Below are 19,989 nucleotides of genomic sequence, written 5' to 3' on the forward strand. Positions count from 1 at the left end.
TATCTTCGCACAGGAGGACCGACGACAGGACCGTGGCCGACAGCCGATGAGTCCGGCATCGATGGGTTGTGTTGTCCTCGCAAGGAATCAGACCGGGGAGTACCGGGTACCAAGGCCAGCTTGTTAAAGTGTGTCTCGGTTCTGGAAAAGCACACATCGACGGAATGGAACACGATTCATGGGGTTCGTCAACTGGCTGATACACCTGCTCAAGGATCCACGCAGCGCCATCGCGAGCTGGATCGCCATGGGGCTGGTGCCGACCTATGGGTTCATCTTCCTGATCATCTTCATTGAGACCGGCGTGGTCTTCATGCCCTTCCTGCCGGGCGACTCCCTGCTCTTCGCCGCCGGCGTCTTCGCCCATGACCCATCCAGCGGCATGGCCTTGGACGTGCTCCTGCCCGTCGTCTGGCTGGCCCCTATCCTAGGCGATCAAAGCAACTACTTCATCGGACACTTCTTCGGCCGGGCCATCGTCCGTTCGGGACGCGTGAAGTCACTGACCCCCGAACGAATCGCCAAGACCGAGGGCCTGATCGACAAGTGGGGCCCCCTGGCCGTGGTCCTGGGACGCTTCCTCCCCTTCATCAGGACTTTCATGCCCTTCATATCGGGCATCTCCGGAATGCGCTGGCGGCGCTTCACCCCCTTCAGTGTCCTGGGAGGCCTGATATGGTCCACCCTCTTCACCCTCCTGGGCTATTTCTTCGGCGGCATCCCCGCAGTCCAGCAGCATTTCGAGCTGGTCATCATCCTGATCCTGGTCATCTCGGTCCTGCCCACGGTCATCGGCCTGCTCAAGGCAAAGTTCGGCAAAAAGCGCGAGAGCGCGTCGAAGCGGGAGGGAACGGGAGAGACTGAATGAGCCCACTTGCCAGACAATCTTGTCTCGTGCAAGCGCCGATGTTGGATCTCCTCCAGATGATATGAGCCGGAATGGTCTTACCTTTTGCGTCGACCATGAAGACGGCATTTCTTAAGAAATCCTCCAGACAACAGGATCCCCTCCGCCAGAACGGCCACCGCATCCACCACAAGCAGGCCGATTCTCCAAGGACTTGGCGATACACTAAGTCGTGACCGAGGTGGAACCCCGTTCATAGCATTGGAATTAACCGTCATATAGAGTATCCGATGGATAGCTTGACGCATGACGGACCTTGCAGTTGGACTGTCATAATCCTCGGCGTTGAATCCGGGGGTCTGGATCATGTACATGTCGCTGCCGGCACGCAATGCCAGGTCGCGCTCCGCATGGGACTTGGAGAGAAAGAGGTCAGTGATTACCGCCCCATGAAAGTTCCATTCGCCACGCAGAATATCCGTGAGCATGCCATGGTGGCCAAAACCAATGACCCCTCCAATCAGGTTCTGCGCAGACATGATCCCAGTTGCAGCTCGCATAACTTTTCTATGCCGCTTACCCTTGGCATCCAGGTAGGGCACGTCAGCGATAGCCTCCCGACAGACAATCTGGAAGGGCTTAAGGTATATCTCCCGAATCGCCTGCTCGTTGGCCCAGGTGGCCAGCCCCTCTGAGCGGAAACTTTCCTGGTCGTTGAGCACCATGTGCTTGAGGTAGCTGAACACGCCCTTATCCCCAGCTCCCTGAATGCACGCGGCTGCCAGCTTGCCGGACAAAAGACCATCCTCGGAATAGAATTCGTAGACGCGCCCGGCAAAGGGAGATCGATGTATGTTGACACCAGGCGCATACCATCCATTGAGCCCGGAGTGCAGCGCCTCCTCGCCCAGACAGGAGCCCATTCGCTGAAGAAGATCCGTGTTCCAAGTGGCCCCCATCACGTTGGCTCCAGCCCAGGAGGAAGCTCCCTTGATACTCCAACCCATGGCCCCATCCTTGTCGACGGTCATAGGCTTGCCCAGGGAGAGGAGATCTTTGGTCTGGTAGGCGGCCATAAACAGCAGCTGTTGGATGTCGCTCCTGTCCTTTTTCCAATCAATCTGATCCAGAAGCTGCTGCCACTCAGGATCAACGTAAGGCTTGGCCCGCAGATCGATCAGCGACAAACGGTTTTTAGCGCCGCTGACCGGCTCCTGATCACAATGGACTTGGCTGGTCTTCCCATTGCCCAGCGTCGGATCTCGGCTGGGATCGAATTGTTCATATCGTCTGAACTCTTCAAGGGCAGACTGAGGGGCAGCCTTGGTGCGCGCAGGAATGGATCGCGGCTGACTTCCCCTCCAATCGCTCCGAGTTAGTTGCACCACTGAGGGATCATCCATGTAGGCGTTCAGGCTCTCGAAGCGGTTGCTGACCGGCCTCCATGCGCCCGACTCCGGCTTCCCCACGGGTCTCCCCTCCTCATCAAGCGAGGACTGCGCCAGACGGTCACCCTCCGGAATATGCTGCCCTTGGAAAACCAGGGTACGATCAACTTTCACGGTGGCTGAATCAATCAGATCGTGGGCATTGGCCTTCAGCTGTATGGCATAATCACCCGCCTCAAGCACATAGGCCCCAATTGTGCCGTCTTCATTGGCATGATGATAGTCATATGAAGCCATATCATCACGCAGAAAGGCGAGAACAATCTCTTGGCTGACTCCGGGTTCAAGTGTCCTGGTTTTGGCGAAGGCAGCCAGAACAGTGGCCGATTTCTCGATATGCTCCGCTCTGTCATGCTCGGTATAAGGAGCCGAATAATATAGCTCCACCACGTCCTTGCCCGGACGCGAACCAATGTTGGTTACATTAACTCTTGCTTCAATGAAGCCGTCATCGCGCAGATACACCCGTCCAAGTGTCTGTCTGAAGCTGGTATAACTCAGGCCGTAGCCGAAAGGGTATGCCACGGCACCCGGCGACTCCACTGCTCCCTTGCCGTCCAGCTGCCCATAGCTGAACTCCGGGTCTTCTAAGGCTGCAGTCTCGTAATACCGATATCCCAGGTAGATGCCTTCCCTATATTCGACAAAAGGCCGGTCGATGGTCCCGAAGCCGCCATGCGGCACCAAATCGCCGATAAGGGTCCGATCGGTAACAGAGGCGTTGTTGTAATGGAACTCACCGAAGTTAGCAAAAGTCGGGTCTGCAGTGAAATCGGTGGGGTAGGTATCCGTCGTCCTTCCCGAGGGGTTGACTGTTCCGGCCAGAATGTCACTGAAGGAGTCGAATCCTCTTGATCCGGCCGTCCCAATCCACAGGATCGCGTCGACTTCATGAGTGCCGGCCATTAACGGACCGAGCTCTATCGGGTTGGCCGTGTTCAGGGCCACCACTACTGCACCGCAGAGCCTCTTAGCCGCGTCGATAGTACCCAGCTCAGCCTTGGTCAGGGCCAGATAGTGGCGGGTCCCATCCTCATAAGGCTCTGTCCGTTTGTCAATGCCTTCCGACCCGTCCCTCCTTATCATCACCAGTCCCACTGTTCCAGTGACCTGCTCTTCCAAGTTTCTATATATGGCTGGATCATATTCGGGGATCTGAGCTGATCGGCCCTTGTCCATGACCGCTTGAAGGGAATTCCTGTCAGCGTCCAAGGGCCTGGTGCCCGCAGCTGCCTTCGGATAGGAGGTCTTAGCCGATTGCATGGCACGGCAGGCGCTCTCATCAATGGAAAAATGCCGGGCAAGGGCCTGGGCCGGAGTCACTCGGTCCCGGTCAGCCGTCGCCGCAGCACCGGTCCCAGCATAGGCTGGATCCAGATAGGCCCTGCCGAAAGGCGTAAGACAGGTACCCTCCTGCAAGGGCAGAAGATCCTTGTTCTTCAGAAGCACGATGCCTTCGTTGACCATCTCCTGGGAGACCTGGTCGCTGGAATCCTTGGCCGTCTGGAGAGAATCTGTGATAGGCCGATAGTACCTTGCGTCCCAGGCATGAGTTCCCGACGCTCTGTCAATTCTTAATTTTCCTGGACCAAGGTAACTGTCCAAAACATTAGCGAACAGTTTTCCACCGACGTTCCCAGCTCCAACGACCAGGGGCAGGGCTACCGCCAGAACAGATCGGATCTTTCCTCCGGAACCAGATCGACGCAGCCCACCATCAATCCTTCTATTCATAGGACCTTCCCTTGTCTAGTGACATAAATAAACGCTGGTCCCGTCGATCCCTCGTAGTGAAAGCGAGAAACCGACGGGCGACTGAACTCAGACAGCCAACGGATCCGTGCCGGGCCGGACCAGAACCGGTAGCGTGTGGTAATCGTAGGTCTCCTCATACCAACGGCCTGGCTCATAGCTCTTGTGCGTAAGAAGATTGGTCCAAGGCTTTCCTGACTGGTCACCGCCGGCATCCGGCACATAGAAGCGAGCGCTGCCATCTTCAGAAAAGATGGGAGCCACCAGGATGTCATCACCTAGCATATATTGAGTGTCAATGTCCTCACAGGTGGGATCATTCTGGAATTCAAGAACCATAGCCCGCATCATGGGCAATCCAGTCTCATGTGTCTCCATGGCCATTTTTTTGAGGTAAGGAACCAACTTAAGCTTGAGCTTGGTGAATTCTCGGGCCACGTCCACAGCCTCATCACCGTAAAGCCAAGGCACCTTGTACTCCCGGGATCCATGATAACGAGAGTGGGAGGAAAGAAGACCGAACTGGGTCCAACGCTTATACAGGTCAGGGGTGGGCTTGTCCTCGAATCCTGCAATGTCATGGCTCCAGTAACCGAAGCCGGACATGCCGAAGGACAAGCCGGCCCGGAGAGATTCAGCCATGGACGGGTAGTTGGACCAGCAATCGCCACCCCAGTGCACAGGAAACTGCTGACATCCCACCGTGGCCGAGCGAGCGAAGAGGATGGCCTGGTCGGCGCCCTTGACCTGGGCAACCAGATCGTAGACGGCCTTGTTGTAAAGGTAGCTGTAATAGTTGTGCATGATATGCGGATCCGAGCCGTCGTGGAAAACGACACCTTCAGTGGGAATTCGCTCACCGAAATCAGTCTTGAAGCAATCCACGCCCTGGTCCATAAGGTGCCTGAGCTTGCCTTGATACCAAGCGGTGGCCTCAGGATTGGTGAAGTCCACAATGGCCATGCCCGCCTGCCACTTGTCCCACTGCCAGACCTGACCATCGGTTTTCTTGATGAAGTAGCCTTTGGCAGCACCTTCGTCGAAGAGCGGCGACTTCTGACCTATGTAAGGGTTGATCCAGACACAGACCTTCAGTCCGCGGTCGTGGAGCTTGGCCAGCATACCCTCAGGATCAGGGAACTTGTCCGGATCCCAGATGAAGTTGCTCCACTCAAGTTCTTTCATCCACCGGCAATCAAAATGGAAGACGCTCAAGGGGATGTCTCGCTGAGCCATGCCATCCACGAACTCCATCACGGTCTTCTCATCGTAATCAGTGGTAAAGGAGGTCGACAGCCACAAGCCGAAGCTCCAATCGGGAACCATGGGCGGCTTCCCGGTCAAATCAGTGTAGGTGTCCAGCACCGATTTGAGATCCGTGCCGCCGATGACGCTGTAGGTCATCTCCTGACCCGGCACAGAGAACTGAACCCTGGTGACGCGTTCCGATCCGACCTCGAACGAGACATTATCAGGACTGTCGACGAAGAGTCCATAATTCTTATTGCTTAAGTAAAAGGGGATGTTTTTATAGGCCTGATCGGTATCGGTACCTCCGTCGGCATTCCAGATATCAACGCTCTGGCCGTTCCTGACGAAGTTGGTGAAACGCTCGCCCAGGCCATAGATCTTCTCGCCGACCGCCAGATCCATCTGGTCGGACATAAAGATCTGACCTTGGGGATCGGTCACCAGGCCCTTGGAGCGGAAGCCGGTGCTGGTTATAACCTTGCCATCGAAAAAATATTTGAACGAGGGGAAATCGCCCTTGTCGACTTTCAGGGTCAAGCGTCCGGAAGTGAAGGTCCAGCCCTGATCGTCTTCATCGATGGTGACATCCGGATCGGTCGTGTTCAGACGAAAGACCGGGCAATGACTTCGATCCGTCCGGTAATTGACCAAACGTGTGGTGATGATGTCGGGCCTGGGGCTCGTTATCTCGATGGTCATGATGCCACCATCAACCGTTTGCCCAGCCTCATGAATGGGCCAACCGTACGGACAGTAAAGGGTCAGCTTCCTCGGTTCGATCTTGGCCTGGTAGACATTGGCTGCATAACGAACGTCAAAGCCCTTTTTGACCATCCACATACCATCTAGAAACTTCATAGTTTGCTCCTTTGCTTGCTTCATTATCGAGTTTTTACAGATGCCCAGCTGAAGATGTCAGAACCCGATTACAGGCTGCTCAAATCACCGACTCAGCCACCAGCTTTCGGTAGGTCTGTGCGCTGCCCTTAGGGGTCCGGTCATAGGTACCGCCAAGCCGGTCCACAGCACACAAGCCGTAATGCATGTCATATCCGCTGATCCACTCGAAGTTATCCAGCAGCGACCAGTGGAAATATCCCAGGAGCGGGAAACCATCGCGCGCCAGATCAACGAGGGGCGGCAGAGATCTGCTGATGAAGCGGGAACGGACCTGGTCATCGGCGGTGCAGACCCCATGCTCGGTCACTAGGACGGGTAGACCAGTCAGCTCTCGTATGTAGACCAAGGCATTGACCAAGGAGCCAGCGCAGACCGGCGCACCGGATTCACTGACATCAACTCCTTCAGGAGCCGCCAGCGGACCTTGATCGCCCATGGTTTCCCGTTCATAGTTTTGCACCCCAATGAAGTCATCGCCTTGAACCGCCTGGATCCAGGGTCGATAACAGGCATCCCTTCGGGCCTGAGCCAGGGCCTTGCCTTTCTTACTGACATAGCTTTCGTCAATGACTGCCAGAGACAGGCCGACCGGTAGATCCGGACATTGGGAACGTATCGCTTCCACAGCGCAGGCATGCGCTCTCCTGAAGCCTAGTTCCAGTTGTTCGACTTCCTCGGGAATCACAACATTGCCGACACGATAGCGTTCGACACCCGCTTTGCGGCTGGCCGCTTCCAGGCATTGACGCTGGGCTTCAACAGCTTGGGGCGACAGAGCGCCGGTGCTGAGAATCCTGGGCAGATTGGGTTCATTAAAAGTTACAGCCATGGCCACGCGATCCCCCAGGACCTTCAGCACCCTTAGACACTCATCGGCGAACAGGGAGGGAGCGTCGGGATTGAACCAGCCTGCCTTGGCCCCGAACCATTGCGGGCAGACGAAGTGACTGAGAGTAATCAGTGGAGTGATGCCACGGTCCAGACATCCGTCAATCATGCGGTCGTAATGGTCCAGGGCGGACTGGTCTACGACCTTTTCCTCGGGTTCTATACGCGCCCACTCCACCGAGAACCTGTAGGCATTCAGGCCCATGCTCGAAACCAGATCCAGATCATCCTGCCAGCGATCCCAGCTCTTGCAAGCCAACCCTGCTGGTTCCTTGAAAACCGTCGGCTGTACATGCTCCAAAAAGCTGATATCGGATGTGGTGTCGCCTCCATCCACCTGATGCCCAGCAGTGGAAGCTCCCCAAAGGAAATGACTAGGAAACACTCTTGCCACGGTATGCCCCTCCTCTTGCTTTAAATCAATCATTGATCAAAATCCTTGCTCTTAGCCTGTCGTGCTGGAGTAAGCCCCTGCCTTTTTAGGAATCCGGCTACAGCACTCTCAATGGCTTCAGCATCTGGGAGGAAACCTTGCTGTGAAGCCACTTGGGGAAGTTCGTCGATAGGGGCATCCAGCCAGGGTTTTGCTACCGTGCAAAAGCTGAGATCGGCCTGACTTCCTCTGTAGGAAGGAGAGTGAATGGCCAACAAAGATCTGCTCAAATCAGCCAGCAGATCAGGGGCATCAATCAGGTCACGTATGGTGCGAATAAGAGTTTGCTCTTTTGGTTTGGCATTGGGATCCGGCAGTGTCCAGGAATAATCGCCATGGTCACATCGTCCTCTGACACCCTCAGGAAGTGCCAGATCAGCGCTGACGCCCACCGGCAGGGACAAATGCACGCTGACAGTGGCGCTGCAAACCTGGCGCTGCCAGGACAGATTTACCGGCCCGTACGGGGTAACCAGACGGAGTTCAGCAAAGGAAAGCTGCGAGATGATCAGGGGAGCTACAGTCACCTTCCGCCAACCGGCTGCATCCATACGCAGGCCAGCCAGTCCCTGAATCAGCCAGGAGACCACAGAGCCCAGAGCGTAGTGGTTGAAGGAGGTCATGCCATTAGGGTTGATTGACCCGTCAGGCAGCATGGAATCCCATCGTTCCCAGACCGTAGTAGCGCCCATATCCACTTGGTAAAGCCAGCTAGGGCAATGATCCTGAAGGACCAACCGGACAGCCAAGTCGGCGTGCCCGCTGATGGTCAGCGCTTGGCATATGAACGGCGTGCCCAAGAATCCGGTGGAAATACGGAATCCGCTGGCTCTTACCAAATCAGCCAGGCGTTCGCCCGCCCCCTGACGTTGCCTGTCGGTCTCCAGCAGATTCCAGTCCAGAGCAAAAGAGTAGACCGAGGAGCAATCCGAAAGAATACGCCCGTTGGGACTGACATATTCGTCGCAAAAACCCTGAACCATGCCATCAGCCAAGGATCGGTAATGTTGCTCCTGATCTTTTTGTCCTAAGCAGGCATGGGCCTGGGCGACAAGAGCGGCCGAATGGGCCGCGAAAGCAGTGGCCACCACGTCGGGATCGGCTTTGGATTTCATGGGCTGGTCCGCTGGTGCATCAGGATCCAGCCAATCACCGAATTGAAAGCCTCCCTGCCACAGGTCCCGACGAGTCAGAGCCTGGACTCCATCAACGAACCGGTCCATCATGGGCAGGAAGTGACGAAGGACAGCCTCATCGCCAGTCGCCCTGTATAGGGCCCAGGGCACGAGCACAGCCGCATCACCCCAACCGCAGGTCAGACGTGGCCCGTCCAGAACATCAGGGACCACCAGTGGAATGCCCCCATCTGCTGCCTGGCTATTGGCCACGTCAGTCAGCCAGGAAGAGAGGAAGGCATCGGCATCAAAAAGCTCCAGTGCAGATGGTGCAAACATGGCGATGTCTCCAGTCCATCCCAGACGCTCATCCCTTTGTGGGCAGTCGGTGGGCACAGTGATGAAATTATCCATGGTGGACCAACGAACGTTTTCGAACAAACGGTTGAGCCGATCGTCCGAACAAGTAAAGGATGCCGTGGGCTCCATGGCGGCCGAGACAAGGCATGCCTGAAAATCACCTGCCTTCACATCGGCATCGGGCTCTAGGCCATCCACCTGCACATAGCGGAACCCATGCTGGGTGAACATGGGCTCGACCACCTCGTTGGCAGTGCCGGAGAGAATGTACTCGTCAATGGCCTTTGCCTGGCGCAAGGGTTTCAGAGCCGGTTCTCCATGATCCAGAACCTCGGCATGGCGCAGACGCAGACGGTCGCCAGGCTTGCTCTCTCTGACCACCATACGGACCCAGCCGGCTACGTTCTGCCCAAAGTCGACGACTGTTCGGCCTGATGGCGTAGTGATGATTTCCTGACCCGGCACACGACGGATGATCCGTGCCGGAGGGGCCTCCTGGGGCCTGATGCTCGCATGGGGCATGGGTAGCAGTTGTACATGGTATACAGTCCCTTTGGCTTCAAGCAGGGGAATTCTCATATCCCTGCATTCGCCGTCGTAGAGGTCATTCGAGCTTATGGGCGATGGATGCCAGGTCCATTGATTATCACCGCTCAGGACCTGCTCCCCTCGGCTGTCTAGCCACTCCAGCTGGGCCATGAGCCACAGACGATCACCATAGAAATCAGTGATGCGCTGCCAACCTAGGTGCCCTCTGTACCAACCGTTGCCCAGCAGGACATCCAGCCGGTGACTGCCTGGCGTCAGCGCATCAGTCAAATCGTAGGTCAGAGCATTGATTCGGTGCCGGTAATCGGTCCAGCCTGGACATAGCTGATCCTGACCGATACGTTGACCGTCCAAATAGGCAACGAAGAGACCGCCTGCCGTCAAATGAATCCGGGCCTTGGCACAGGCTCCTTCCACAACGAACCTTCTGGAGAGCACCGGTGCTGGGTCCTCTCTTCCGACTGAATCACCTGGCGACACCGGACAACCTGACCAGTCCTGGTTAGAAAGAAGACCGCATTCAACCCGCGCCTTAACCGACCAAGGCGACCAGATGCCATCTTGTCCGGCAACCCTGACCCTTACAGCGGCGGATTCTCGGGACTCCAATGGCTCACCGGGCCAGGGCAGACAGATCTGATCCGCCACATGCAAGCGATGTACGCTCACACGACCATGATGATCAGTGATCTCAACTTCAGCATCTTCCTGCTTCCAGCCCTCAGGCGCTTTCAACAAGCGCCAGGACAAGGACGGGCAAGGTTGGTCGTAGCCCAATGCGCAGCCGGCCCAGGGTCGGTGCCCGAACCGAACCGACGACACTTCCAGCCTTGCCGAATCAACCATTATCGATGCCTTTCCTTGCTGCCCTTCAGCCGATTACTACTTCACGCCCTTGATCAGAGGGATGGCAAGAACGCTGCAGAGGCTCAGAGCCGCCGCGATGAACCAAAGCAATCCGTAGTTGTGTCCACCGGCGGTGTTGATGATCAGAGGAGCTGCAGCCAGAACGACCACACTGGACAGGTTGATTGCCAGTCCGAAAACGCTCATGTCCTTGCCAGTGTCCTCGCTGTTAGGCAGAACGGCTGCACACAGCGCCAGATCAACGGTCAGATACATAGCCTGACCCACTGCGAACAGTAACCATGCTATAAGGAACTGTGTGAAATTATGAGAAGTCGCACCAAGGCAAAGGGCTGCCGCCATAAGGATGGAAGCCAAGATCACAAAGGGCTTCTTGCGTCCCAAATGATCTGTCAGGAAACCGGACCCCGTGAAGAAGATGATAGAAATAGGTGCCGAGCACAAGGTCAGAAGACCAGCCTTACTGCCTACCTGATTCAGAGGGATATGCAATCCGGAGATCAAGTAGTAGATGAAATAGGACTGCATAGCGGCCATGGCCAGACCGACCAGGAACCGTGATAGCCAGGTCCAGCCGAAATTCGGGTACTTCCGTGGGTTGACAAAGAAAGTGCCAATGAACTTCTGGACGTTCATAGGCGGCACCTCGCTCTTGGTCTTGGCGGGATCCTTGTAGAAGAGCAGCAGGGGAAGAGATGCGACCAGGCCCAACAGCACCGGAACTGTCATCAGCAACAGACCATTGCCTACCAGAGCACCTGTAAGATAAGTGCCGGCCGAGAAAGCGAGAGCTCCGCACAGACCCATCAAACCCATGACCGTGCCGCGGCGGTTGTCGGGCAGCCCTTCGACAGCAATCACCGAATAGGCATTGAAGGCCGACTGCATGCCCATGGCTGACAGGATGAAGAAGACTCCCATCACCCAGACGTTACTGGATAGACCGACCACGGCCCCACAGACGATGGAAAAGAGCAGCCCGCCCAGAATCCAGGGTCTACGACGGCCAAAGCGGCTGATCGTCCGATCTGACAGAGCGCCGGCCAGTGGCATCATAAAGAGCATAAGGAATGTGCTCACCGAGGTTATATGGCTGTAGACTGAATCTTTTCTATCAGGCATGATTGCTGCAATATGCAGCGACAGCGCCGTGCCCAGGCTCATGTTCATAATGTAGAGGCCAATGGCCGCGATGAGCACAAGCACAATCGTCTTGCGAGGGTTAGGAAATTCAGGTGGAAGATATCCGGGATCATGGCTGGGCTGCGCTGCTTTATCGGCATCTTCAACATTGGCATGTGAATGCTCTGGCAGCCCGGCCGTATCCACCGGAGCAACAGGTTCTCCGACCTTGGGCCCATTCGGGGACTGATCCCTGTCTCGCTCAACTGTATTGCTCATTGCAAGCCCTCCTTTGGACTTCTTACCATCGGCCGACGTGACGTACTCGACCTTGAAACGTTAACCTCCCGCCCAAGTCCCGTCGACGCACTGACCTACCCATAAATCTGGGACTTTGGACAGACACAGGTGGCAGGATTACTGACGGAACTTGAACTCTGTCCACTCCGACTCGTGCGATCCGTCATATCTGCCTCCTGTGGGTTGGTTTTGTTGTATCGGTTTTTCATCGAAGACTTGAAACTGACTTCCACTGAGTGGAAATTTTGTCGTCCTTATCCTCCCTTGAGCCGTAGCTTGTAAGCAAGATGACCAAATACACAATGACGTATCAGCAGGAATCAGAGGACCGGGCGCGCAGACGCACCGGCGTGCTGGATCGTACCTTCGCGATCCTCGACTGCTTTACCTCTGATGAACCCACACTGACTCTTACACAGATCACCCGTCGGACTGGACTGGCTGCCAGCACCACCAGCCGACTTCTGAAGAGCCTGTGCGAGCACGGTGCCCTGATACGCGAAAGAAGCGGAGGATACTCCATCGGTCCAAGGCTCATGGAGATCGCTCAATTTGCTCGCCCAATGCTATCTATCAGGGAGGCGGCCTCGCCGATTCTTGATGATCTGAACAGAACCACAGACCAGCACATCCAGTTGGGCACACTTGACAGGGCGGAAATGGTCATCCTTGACCGCAGAGAGGGCAAGCATCCCATACCGGTCTACTACCATATAGGCGATCGACTACCCCTGGCCCCTACGGCAGCGGGACGGACCCTACTCGCCTATGCCGGACCAGGCATCATCGGACAAATCGTGAACACTGGAACTTTCACCTGGCCTACCTGGCAGATCCCCCGCCCGTCTTCAGATGAGTTGATGGCCTCGCTGGCTCTGATTCGTCAACGCCGTGTCGCTGTACTCCAAACGCCCGGCGCCTCGGTTCATTCGGTTGCGGCGCCTATTTTTGGAAGAACCAACGCTGTCATCGCGGCTGTCAGCATCGTTCTATCAGCTGGAAGTACTAGTTTGGAACGTTATGTGCCACTTATTAAAGCCGGGGCTACCGCTATATCCAGAAGAGTAACCGGACCAAAAACGTCCCGGATACTGCCGCCTTGGGACCAAGCCTGAAAGGTCATATCCGATATAAACTCATCTCAAGTACGACATAGATGTAGCGGTCTGTACAAGAAGCGCAGAAGTGCACTTGACCTAGAAAAGCTGCACTAGGGTACAGAACCCTAAACAATCCGGGAAGCTACGCCCGATATCCTTTGCGGAAGAGAAGAGGCCTAGGGAAGAGCGGCCACTTTACAGCTGAATCTAGCGCCAGCCCGAATAGCACCTTATTGGCAACCCGGAAAATTGCGTTTGGCCGGGGTACGCGCTAAAGTAAGCTTCTGTTGTTCGGCTACGGTCGGGCAACGAATGGGGCTGTAGCTCAGTTGGTAGAGCGCTTCGTTCGCATCGAAGAGGTCGGGGTTTCGACTACCCTCAGCTCCACAGTGTCGAGATACTTTTTCTTCTTTTCCTATGCCGTTTTTCACTGCATCGCTATCGCTCTTCTGCCAGGATCAATCAGGCAGGTCGATGCATAGCGGCATCAGGCAGCTTTATAAGCAAGAACCCTGGCACGTAGCCAGGGCCGGATTGGATTGCGATTCCTCGTCAAACGCTCAGAGAAAAGCTTCAGCGAAACCGACAACCACGATGGGCGCATTACTGCAATACGCACATCAGCGGATCAACGCTTGGAGGCAGAGCGGAAGGGGTTGCCATCGCGACGATGACGACGATGACCGCGGCGGAACCCACGACGGTCCGCGTCAAAACGAGAGCCAGCGCGGCCGCTGCCACGGCCCTGGTCGTGACCACGGGTCCGCTCGCTGCTGCCGGAATGACGATGGCCTCGGGTCCGGCCGTCCAAGGGACCATCCTCACGATCGAGTGCCGGTCGGTCACTTGACCTCCGGGAACGGTAAGGCCGACGATCCCGATGTCCGCTTCGGCCGCCACGGCCTCCATGGGCAGACCGGCCGCCCGAGGCCTGCGGCTGCTCGGCCTGCAAGGACCAGCCGTGCACCGGCTTGGCCACGGGCCCTACGAGTTCGGTGACCTCGGGCGAATCGGCGGTCACCTGAACCGGCTTGGCATCGATATGGGCCAGGCGCAGCATCCGCCTGGTGTCGCGCCACTGGTCGGGCAGGACCAAGGTGACCACGTCGCCGGAACGGCCGGCCCGGGCCGTACGCCCTGACCGATGCAGAAAGGACTTGGGATCGGCTGGTGGATCCACCTGAACCACGAGGTCTACGTCACTGATGTCCACACCGCGGGCGGCCACGTCGGTAGCCACCAGGACCTTCACCTCGCCCCGGGAGAACGCCCCCAGATTGCGATCGCGCTGATTCTGCGAAAGGTTGCCATGCAGCTGTGCGGCCGGGATGCCGTTGTCGATCAGATTCTTGGCCAGCTTCTTGGCCTGGAATTTGGTCCGGGTGAAGAGAATGCGCCGTCCGGTGCCCGAGGCCAGCTTGCGCACGAGATCATGCTTGGCGGCCTGGGTGGTGCGGAAGATGTGGTGGGTCATCAGATCCACATGCTGGGTAGCTGAGTCCACCTCGTGAATCTTGGGATCCTTGAGGAAGCGCTTGACCACGGCATCCACTCCATGATCCAGAGTGGCCGAGAAAAGCATGCGCTGACCACCCGGACGAACCTGGGCCAGTATCCGCTCCACGGCAAGCAGGAAGCCCATGTCGGCCATCTCGTCGGCCTCGTCCAGCACGGCGATCTCCACGTCCTCCAGGCTGAGCTTGTGCTGACGGAGCAGATCCTCCAAGCGACCCGGGCAGGCCACCACAATCTTGGCCCCGCGCCGAAGAGCATCGACCTGACGGCCCTGGCCAACGCCGCCGTAGACGGTGCAGGTCCGCATGCCGTAAGCCTGAGCCAGCGGATTGAGAACCTCGTCGATTTGATTGGCCAGCTCGCGGGTAGGAGCCAGGACAAGACCGCGCGGGCGGGGCAGACTGCCTGATCTGGCGGCATCCCCGCGGCCATGGCGAGCACGTCCTCCATCGTCGGCAGCCAGTCGAGCCACCAGAGGGATGCTGAAGGCCAGGGTCTTGCCGGAACCCGTCCGGCCCCGACCCAGGATGTCGCGGCCAGCCAGAGCATCAGGCAGGGTGTCGCGTTGGATGGGGAAGGCGCTGGTCTTGCCGTCCTTGCGCAGGACACGAACCAAGGGTTCAGGCACCCCTAGCTGGTCAAAAGTCATAGGTTCTGCAGCCATAGGTTCTGCAGCAGAATGGTCGGAATTGGACGAATTGGAATCGGGCATGGATGAAGCAGTCACAATGACCTTTCACAACAGGGAAGAAAACGGTACTGTCGGTCGACAGTTCGCAGGCCGCGTGCAAAGCAGAGAATGACGAATTTCGCGCAAGCGGTTTCCCCGTACTCAAAGCATTCAGGCGACGATCAGCCGCAGCTCTTGGGCGAGCGGCCAACCTGTACACCATAGCACAGGGCCCGCACCTGCCTCAGGAGCGTACGCTCCAGACGATCAGCGATTTGGACTCGGTCGGATCGGCCTCGTCATGCGTCGTGTCCTGCCGCCAGAGCCGGGCCCTGCTGGATCGCCTGACCTCGACGACCCGGCCGTCGGCAGCGGCGGCAAACATACTGGATCCTTGTGACTGGTGGGAGCGACGCAGCTGGCGCCTCAGCTGGCGATTCTCCTCGGCCAGGGCCAGGATCCTCGTCACCCCGGCCAGGTTGATGGACTCGTCCTGGCTCAGATGCTGGGCCTGACCCAGCCGATCCAGATCCCGCAGGGAGTAGCGGCGCGCACCCCCCTCGGTCCGTTCCGGCACGATCAGACCCAGCCGGTCATATTGGCGCAGGGTCTGCGGATGGATGTTGGCCAACTGCCCGACCTGACCGACGCTGAAGACCGGCAACTCGATGTCCAAGCCGGCATCGTCAGCAGCATCCAGACTGATGCGCCCGGCCACCAAACCGCGAGCGCAGGCCAGATAGATCCGCCTGGTCTCGGGATCCACCCTGACCATGATCATCACTCCTCTCCGCTGTTCGTTCCAACCTGATCCTCCATCAGGATCGTCATATCTTCATGCGTTCCCCGGCGATCTGCTCGTCGAAGTCGCCACTGGACTTGGCAAAGTCACGCATGGCCTTCTTCTGGGCCATGCCCAACCGACCGGGCATGCGGATCTCAAGCCGCCCCACCAGGTCGCCCTTGCCACGCCGGTCTTGTACCCCCTTGCCGGCGATGCGAATCTCGTCGCCGCTGGAGGAGCCAGCCGGGATTTTGAAGGTGACGACCTGGTCGTCGATGTCCCGGGCCTGGACCTTGGCCCCCAGGGCTGCCTCGGATACCGTCACCGGCAGGGCCATGACCAGATCCCTGTCCTCCATGGTGAACCGCTGGCTGGGCTGAACGCTGATCTGCAGGTAGAGGTCGCCATTGGCGCCCCCGTCCCTGCCAGGCCGACCCTTGCCAGCCAGCCTGATCCGCTGACCGTTGTGAACCCCAGCGGGGATATGCGTCTTGAAGCGCTTGCCACCCACACTCAGGGAGACCGTGGCACCCTTGACCGCCTGACGGAAGGACAGGCCGATGCGCGAATTGCGATCCTCGCCCTTGACAGGATTGGGCCTGCTCTCCCGATAGGCGGTCCGACCGCCACCACCGGCACCCCCGCCGAAGGAGGAGAAGATGTCAGCGAAATCGGGCTGTCCTGAACCGTCACCGAACCGGATGCGGGTGCCTCCCGGCGCCCCGGCCCCGCCGAACATGGAGCCGAAGATGTCCGAGAATGCATCGGTGTTGAAGCCACCCTGGCCGGAACCCCCGGCGAACCGGGCTCCCCCCATGCCGAACTGGCGGATGGCGTCGTACTTCTGACGTTGCTCCTTGTTGCTGAGCACGTCGTAGGCCTCGGAGATGTCCTTGAACTTCTCCTCAGCCTCCTTGGTCTTATTGAGATCGGGATGGTATTTGCGGGCAAGCTTGCGGTAGGCCTTGGTGATCTCCGCTTCGCTGGCGTCCTTGGAGACACCAAGGACCTTGTAATAGTCCTTGCTCAGCCATTCATTCTCAGCCATCCATGTCTCCTTTCCTCATAAGCTACGAATATATCGAATTGGAATCCGCCCTTTCGCGTGCGGCGGCGGGCAGGGCCATAACCCACCAGCCGCCGCATGCGAAGGCGTCGATTCAGCCTGCGGAAGGTCCGCAATCACCGTCCCTGCTACTGCCCGGGCGAAGTCACCACTACCCTGGCAGCCCGGATCACCCGGTCGCCGATCCGATAGCCTGCCTCAACGACCGTGTCAACGGTCTCTTTCTTGGCATCGGGGTCCGGCTTGTGCAGGATGGCCTCATGCTTGGTGGGGTCGAAGTCCTCGCCTTTCTCACCGAACTTCTCGACGCCGAATTTCTCGAAGGTCTTGTCGATCTTCTTGGCCACGGCCTGGAAGGAGTCGTCCATCTGCCCGTGCTCCTTGATCCGGTCAATGTCATCAAGGGCCGGAAGAAGGGCGGTCAGCACATCCACGATGCCGTGCTGGCGGAAGATGTCCTGCTCTTTCTTGGCGCGGTTGCGGAAGTTGACGAACTCGGCCCGCTCGCGCTGGAGAGCCTCCAGGTAATCGGCGGCCTCCTTCTTGGCCTGGCCCAGAGGAGTCAGCCCATCTGATCCCTTGTCGGCACCGTCCTCCTTGGCCGAGTCAGCATCAGTCTTGTCATCAGCCTGAGCATCCGCTGACGACGCGTCCTTGACGGAGGAATCCGACGAGGACTGGCTAGCCGCCTGGCTCTCGTCTGCAGCGCTCTCGCCGGCATGACGGCCGCGAGCCGCTTCCTGATCAGGTGTCGAAGCGGCGTCGGAGGCCTTGGCCTCGTTCCCGTCCGGTTCGCCGGCGGCGGCCGGGTCGCCCTTCAGCGGCCCGGCATCATCCTTGTCGAAGGCCGACATGTCACTCGCCGTCCTTCTTCTTGTCGTCGTCGTCCACGACCTCGGCATCCACCACGTCGTCATCGGCGGACGAGGAGGAGCCTGCACCCGAGGCAGCACCGGCGGCACCTGCAGCGCCCTGGGCGCCTGCACCGTCAGCGGAGCCTTGCTGGGCGTAGAGGGCCTGGCCGATCTTCTGGGCAGAGGTCATCAGCTCGCTCTGGGCGTTCTTGATCTTGTCCATGTCCTCGCCCTTCAGAGCCTCTTTCAGAGCGTTGACCTTGTCGGTGACCTCCTTGGCCACCTCGTCGGAGATCTTGTCCTTGTTGTCGTTGACCAGCTTCTCGGTCTGGTAGGCGGCGGACTCGGCGGCATTGCGGGTGTCTGCGTCCTCACGACGCTGCTTGTCCTCGGCCTCGTGAGCCTCGGCCTCCTTGACCATGCGGTCGATCTCGTCCTTGGGCAGGGCGGAACCGCCGGTGATGGTCATGGACTGCTCCTTGCCGGTGCCCTTGTCCTTGGCGGAGACGTGCACGATGCCGTTGGCGTCGATGTCGAAGGTGACCTCGATCTGAGGAACGCCGCGCGGAGCCGGAGCGATGCCCGTCAGCTCGAAGGTGCCCAGGGGCTTGTTGTCACGTGCGAATTCGCGCTCGCCCTGGTAGACCTGGATCAGCACGGAAGGCTGGTTGTCCTCAGCGGTCGAGAACACCTCGGAGCGCTTGGTCGGGATGGCGGTGTTGCGGTCAATCAGCTTGGTCATGATGCCGCCCTTGGTCTCGATGCCCAGGGAGAGCGGGGTCACGTCGATCAGCAGCACGTCCTTGCGGTCGCCCTTGATGACGCCGGACTGCACGGCAGCGCCGACAGCCACGACCTCATCAGGGTTGACGGTCTGGTTGGCTTCCTTGCCGCCGGTCAGTTCCTTGACCAGGTCCTTGACGGCGGGCATACGGGTGGAGCCGCCGACCAGCACCACGTGATCGATGTCCTGAACCGAAATGCCGGCATCGTGCAGCACGTTGTTGAAAGGCGTGCGGCAGCGGCCCAGCAGGTCAGAGGTCATCTCTTCGAAGTGCGCCCGGGTCAGGGTCTCGTCCAGGTGGACTGGAGTCCCGTCGGGGGTCATGGCCAGGTACTGCATGGAGATGCTGGTGGACGAGGAGGAGCTCAGCTCCTTCTTGGCCTGCTCAGCAGCTTCCTTGAGCCGCTGCAGGGCGATCTTGTCCTTGGACAGATCCACGTTGTACTTGTTCTTGACCTCGCTGACCAGCCAGTCGATGATCTTCTGATCCCAGTCATCGCCGCCCAGCTTGTTGTCGCCGTTGGTGGCCTGAACCTGAATGGTGGAGAAGCCGTCGTCGTCCTTGCCGATCTCCAGCAGGGAGACGTCGAAGGTGCCGCCGCCCAGATCGAAGACCAGGATGCGCTCATCCTCCTTGCCCTTCTCCAGGCCGTAGGCCAGGGCCGCGGCGGTGGGCTCGTTGATGATGCGCAGGACGTTCAGACCGGCGATCTTGCCGGCATCCTTGGTGGCCTGGCGCTGAGCGTCGTTGAAGTATGCAGGGCAGGTGATGACCGCGTCGGTGACGGGTTCGCCCAGGTAGGACTCGGCATCCCTCTTGAGCTTCATGAGGATCTGGGCCGAAATCTCCTGCGGGGTCCACTTCTTGCCGTCGATCTCGACGGACCAGTCGGTGCCCATGTGACGCTTGACCGAGCTGATGGTCCGGTCCACGTTGGTGACCGCCTGGCGCTTGGCCACTTCGCCGACCAGAATCTCGCCGGACTTGCTGAACGCCACCACCGATGGCGTGGTCCGCGCGCCCTCAGCGTTGACGATTACGGTGGGCTCGCCGCCCTCCAGGGTTGCAATGCAGGAATTGGTGGTTCCCAGATCAATGCCAACTGCACGTGCCATACTCATTACCTCCTGATGAAATTGGGGCGCAGGGTCTGGCCCTGCACCTCATCGTTCACGTTCTCCGCTCGCGCTTCGTTCGTGGTCCCGATGGCCGGCTTCCGTCGGCCCGGGCAAGCAGCCATCATGACCACTCCGAAACTTGAGCCTACATCACTCAACTTCTTCTGGCAAATATTATTCCCTGTTTCACAACAATCCTGACTCCAGTCATGTCAGCCGTTTCATATCCCACAACGGCTTGACCCCCAATATGCTGTTTTCGCTA

General features: G+C 58.3%; 11 protein-coding genes, 1 tRNA gene and 2 pseudogenes. 3 read left to right on the top strand and 11 right to left on the bottom strand.

The genetic code is table 11. The features are described from left to right. The first annotated feature begins 178 nt into the window (after positions 1-178). Complete coding sequence (locus AC0AII_RS08495; protein WP_463428061.1) at positions 179-868, top strand: DedA family protein; 690 nt, start codon at positions 179-181, stop codon at positions 866-868. A 77-nt stretch (positions 869-945) separates the two neighbouring features. On the opposite strand, the gene AC0AII_RS08500 is transcribed toward AC0AII_RS08495, so the two are convergent. The 6 genes and pseudogenes from AC0AII_RS08500 to AC0AII_RS08525 form a co-directional block, all read right to left on the bottom strand. Next, positions 946-3,762: a glycoside hydrolase family 3 N-terminal domain-containing protein gene (locus AC0AII_RS08500; RefSeq protein ID WP_490446812.1), complete on the bottom strand. Its 2,817-nt coding sequence runs from the start codon at positions 3,760-3,762 to the stop codon at positions 946-948. 354 nt (positions 3,763-4,116) lie between these two features. After that, the gene (gene yicI, locus AC0AII_RS08505) at positions 4,117-6,156 is read right to left on the bottom strand and encodes an alpha-xylosidase (RefSeq protein ID WP_490446813.1); all 2,040 of its coding nucleotides are present in this window, start codon (positions 6,154-6,156) and stop codon (positions 4,117-4,119) included. Between the two features lie 79 nt (positions 6,157-6,235). After that, positions 6,236-7,513 (bottom strand): glycoside hydrolase family 1 protein, encoded by a 1,278-nt coding sequence (locus tag AC0AII_RS08510; RefSeq protein ID WP_490446814.1) that lies wholly within the window; start codon positions 7,511-7,513, stop codon positions 6,236-6,238. Next, entirely contained in the window at positions 7,510-9,960 is a 2,451-nt protein-coding gene (locus AC0AII_RS08515; RefSeq protein ID WP_490446831.1) for a family 78 glycoside hydrolase catalytic domain, read from the bottom strand. The genes AC0AII_RS08510 and AC0AII_RS08515 overlap by 4 nt, the downstream gene beginning before the upstream one ends. A gap of 102 nt (positions 9,961-10,062) precedes the next feature. Then, positions 10,063-10,389 (bottom strand): annotated as a pseudogene (locus tag AC0AII_RS08520) (glycoside hydrolase family 78 protein); the annotation flags it as partial. Between the two features lie 36 nt (positions 10,390-10,425). Beyond that, entirely contained in the window at positions 10,426-11,811 is a 1,386-nt protein-coding gene (locus AC0AII_RS08525; RefSeq protein WP_490446815.1) for an MFS transporter, read from the bottom strand. 308 nt (positions 11,812-12,119) lie between these two features. Here AC0AII_RS08525 and AC0AII_RS08530 point away from each other — a divergent pair, with 308 nt between their 5' ends. Both AC0AII_RS08530 and AC0AII_RS08535 read left to right on the top strand, forming a co-directional pair. After that, entirely contained in the window at positions 12,120-12,947 is an 828-nt protein-coding gene (locus tag AC0AII_RS08530; RefSeq protein ID WP_490446816.1) for an IclR family transcriptional regulator, read from the top strand. A gap of 299 nt (positions 12,948-13,246) precedes the next feature. Beyond that, positions 13,247-13,319 (top strand) — tRNA-Ala (locus tag AC0AII_RS08535). Between the two features lie 274 nt (positions 13,320-13,593). Here the strand turns inward: AC0AII_RS08535 and AC0AII_RS08540 are convergent. The 5 genes and pseudogenes from AC0AII_RS08540 to dnaK all read right to left on the bottom strand — a co-directional run. Next, positions 13,594-15,159, bottom strand: a pseudogene (locus AC0AII_RS08540) (DEAD/DEAH box helicase); the annotation flags it as partial. A 202-nt stretch (positions 15,160-15,361) separates the two neighbouring features. Beyond that, positions 15,362-15,892: a heat shock protein transcriptional repressor HspR gene (locus AC0AII_RS08545; RefSeq protein ID WP_024627809.1), complete on the bottom strand. Its 531-nt coding sequence runs from the start codon at positions 15,890-15,892 to the stop codon at positions 15,362-15,364. Between the two features lie 52 nt (positions 15,893-15,944). Then, positions 15,945-16,949 carry a DnaJ C-terminal domain-containing protein gene (locus AC0AII_RS08550; RefSeq protein ID WP_490446817.1) on the bottom strand — a complete coding sequence of 335 codons (1,005 nt, stop codon included), beginning with the start codon at positions 16,947-16,949 and terminating at the stop codon, positions 15,945-15,947. 146 nt (positions 16,950-17,095) lie between these two features. Next, the gene (gene grpE, locus AC0AII_RS08555) at positions 17,096-17,821 is read right to left on the bottom strand and encodes a nucleotide exchange factor GrpE (protein ID WP_490446818.1); all 726 of its coding nucleotides are present in this window, start codon (positions 17,819-17,821) and stop codon (positions 17,096-17,098) included. A 1-nt stretch (position 17,822) separates the two neighbouring features. Beyond that, positions 17,823-19,721, bottom strand: a complete 1,899-nt coding sequence (dnaK, locus tag AC0AII_RS08560) for a molecular chaperone DnaK (RefSeq protein ID WP_024627812.1) — start codon at positions 19,719-19,721, stop codon at positions 17,823-17,825. Between the last annotated feature and the right edge of the window lie 268 nt (positions 19,722-19,989).

This window comes from Bifidobacterium sp. VU/mBH4 (B4) (assembly GCF_058199535.1).

What these genes read in the sequence shown, in the direction of transcription:
- grpE (WP_490446818.1), bottom strand. Translation starts at nt 17,821, where the DNA reads ATGTCGGCCTTCGACAAGGATGATGCCGGGCCGCTGAAGGGCGACCCG.
- AC0AII_RS08550 (WP_490446817.1), bottom strand. Translation starts at nt 16,949, where the DNA reads ATGGCTGAGAATGAATGGCTGAGCAAGGACTATTACAAGGTCCTTGGT.
- AC0AII_RS08530 (WP_490446816.1), top strand. Translation starts at nt 12,120, where the DNA reads ATGACCAAATACACAATGACGTATCAGCAGGAATCAGAGGACCGGGCG.
- AC0AII_RS08545 (WP_024627809.1), bottom strand. Translation starts at nt 15,892, where the DNA reads ATGGTCAGGGTGGATCCCGAGACCAGGCGGATCTATCTGGCCTGCGCT.
- AC0AII_RS08500 (WP_490446812.1), bottom strand. Translation starts at nt 3,762, where the DNA reads ATGGTCAACGAAGGCATCGTGCTTCTGAAGAACAAGGATCTTCTGCCC.
- yicI (WP_490446813.1), bottom strand. Translation starts at nt 6,156, where the DNA reads ATGAAGTTTCTAGATGGTATGTGGATGGTCAAAAAGGGCTTTGACGTT.
- AC0AII_RS08495 (WP_463428061.1), top strand. Translation starts at nt 179, where the DNA reads ATGGGGTTCGTCAACTGGCTGATACACCTGCTCAAGGATCCACGCAGC.
- AC0AII_RS08525 (WP_490446815.1), bottom strand. Translation starts at nt 11,811, where the DNA reads ATGAGCAATACAGTTGAGCGAGACAGGGATCAGTCCCCGAATGGGCCC.
- dnaK (WP_024627812.1), bottom strand. Translation starts at nt 19,721, where the DNA reads ATGGCACGTGCAGTTGGCATTGATCTGGGAACCACCAATTCCTGCATT.
- AC0AII_RS08510 (WP_490446814.1), bottom strand. Translation starts at nt 7,513, where the DNA reads ATGATTGATTTAAAGCAAGAGGAGGGGCATACCGTGGCAAGAGTGTTT.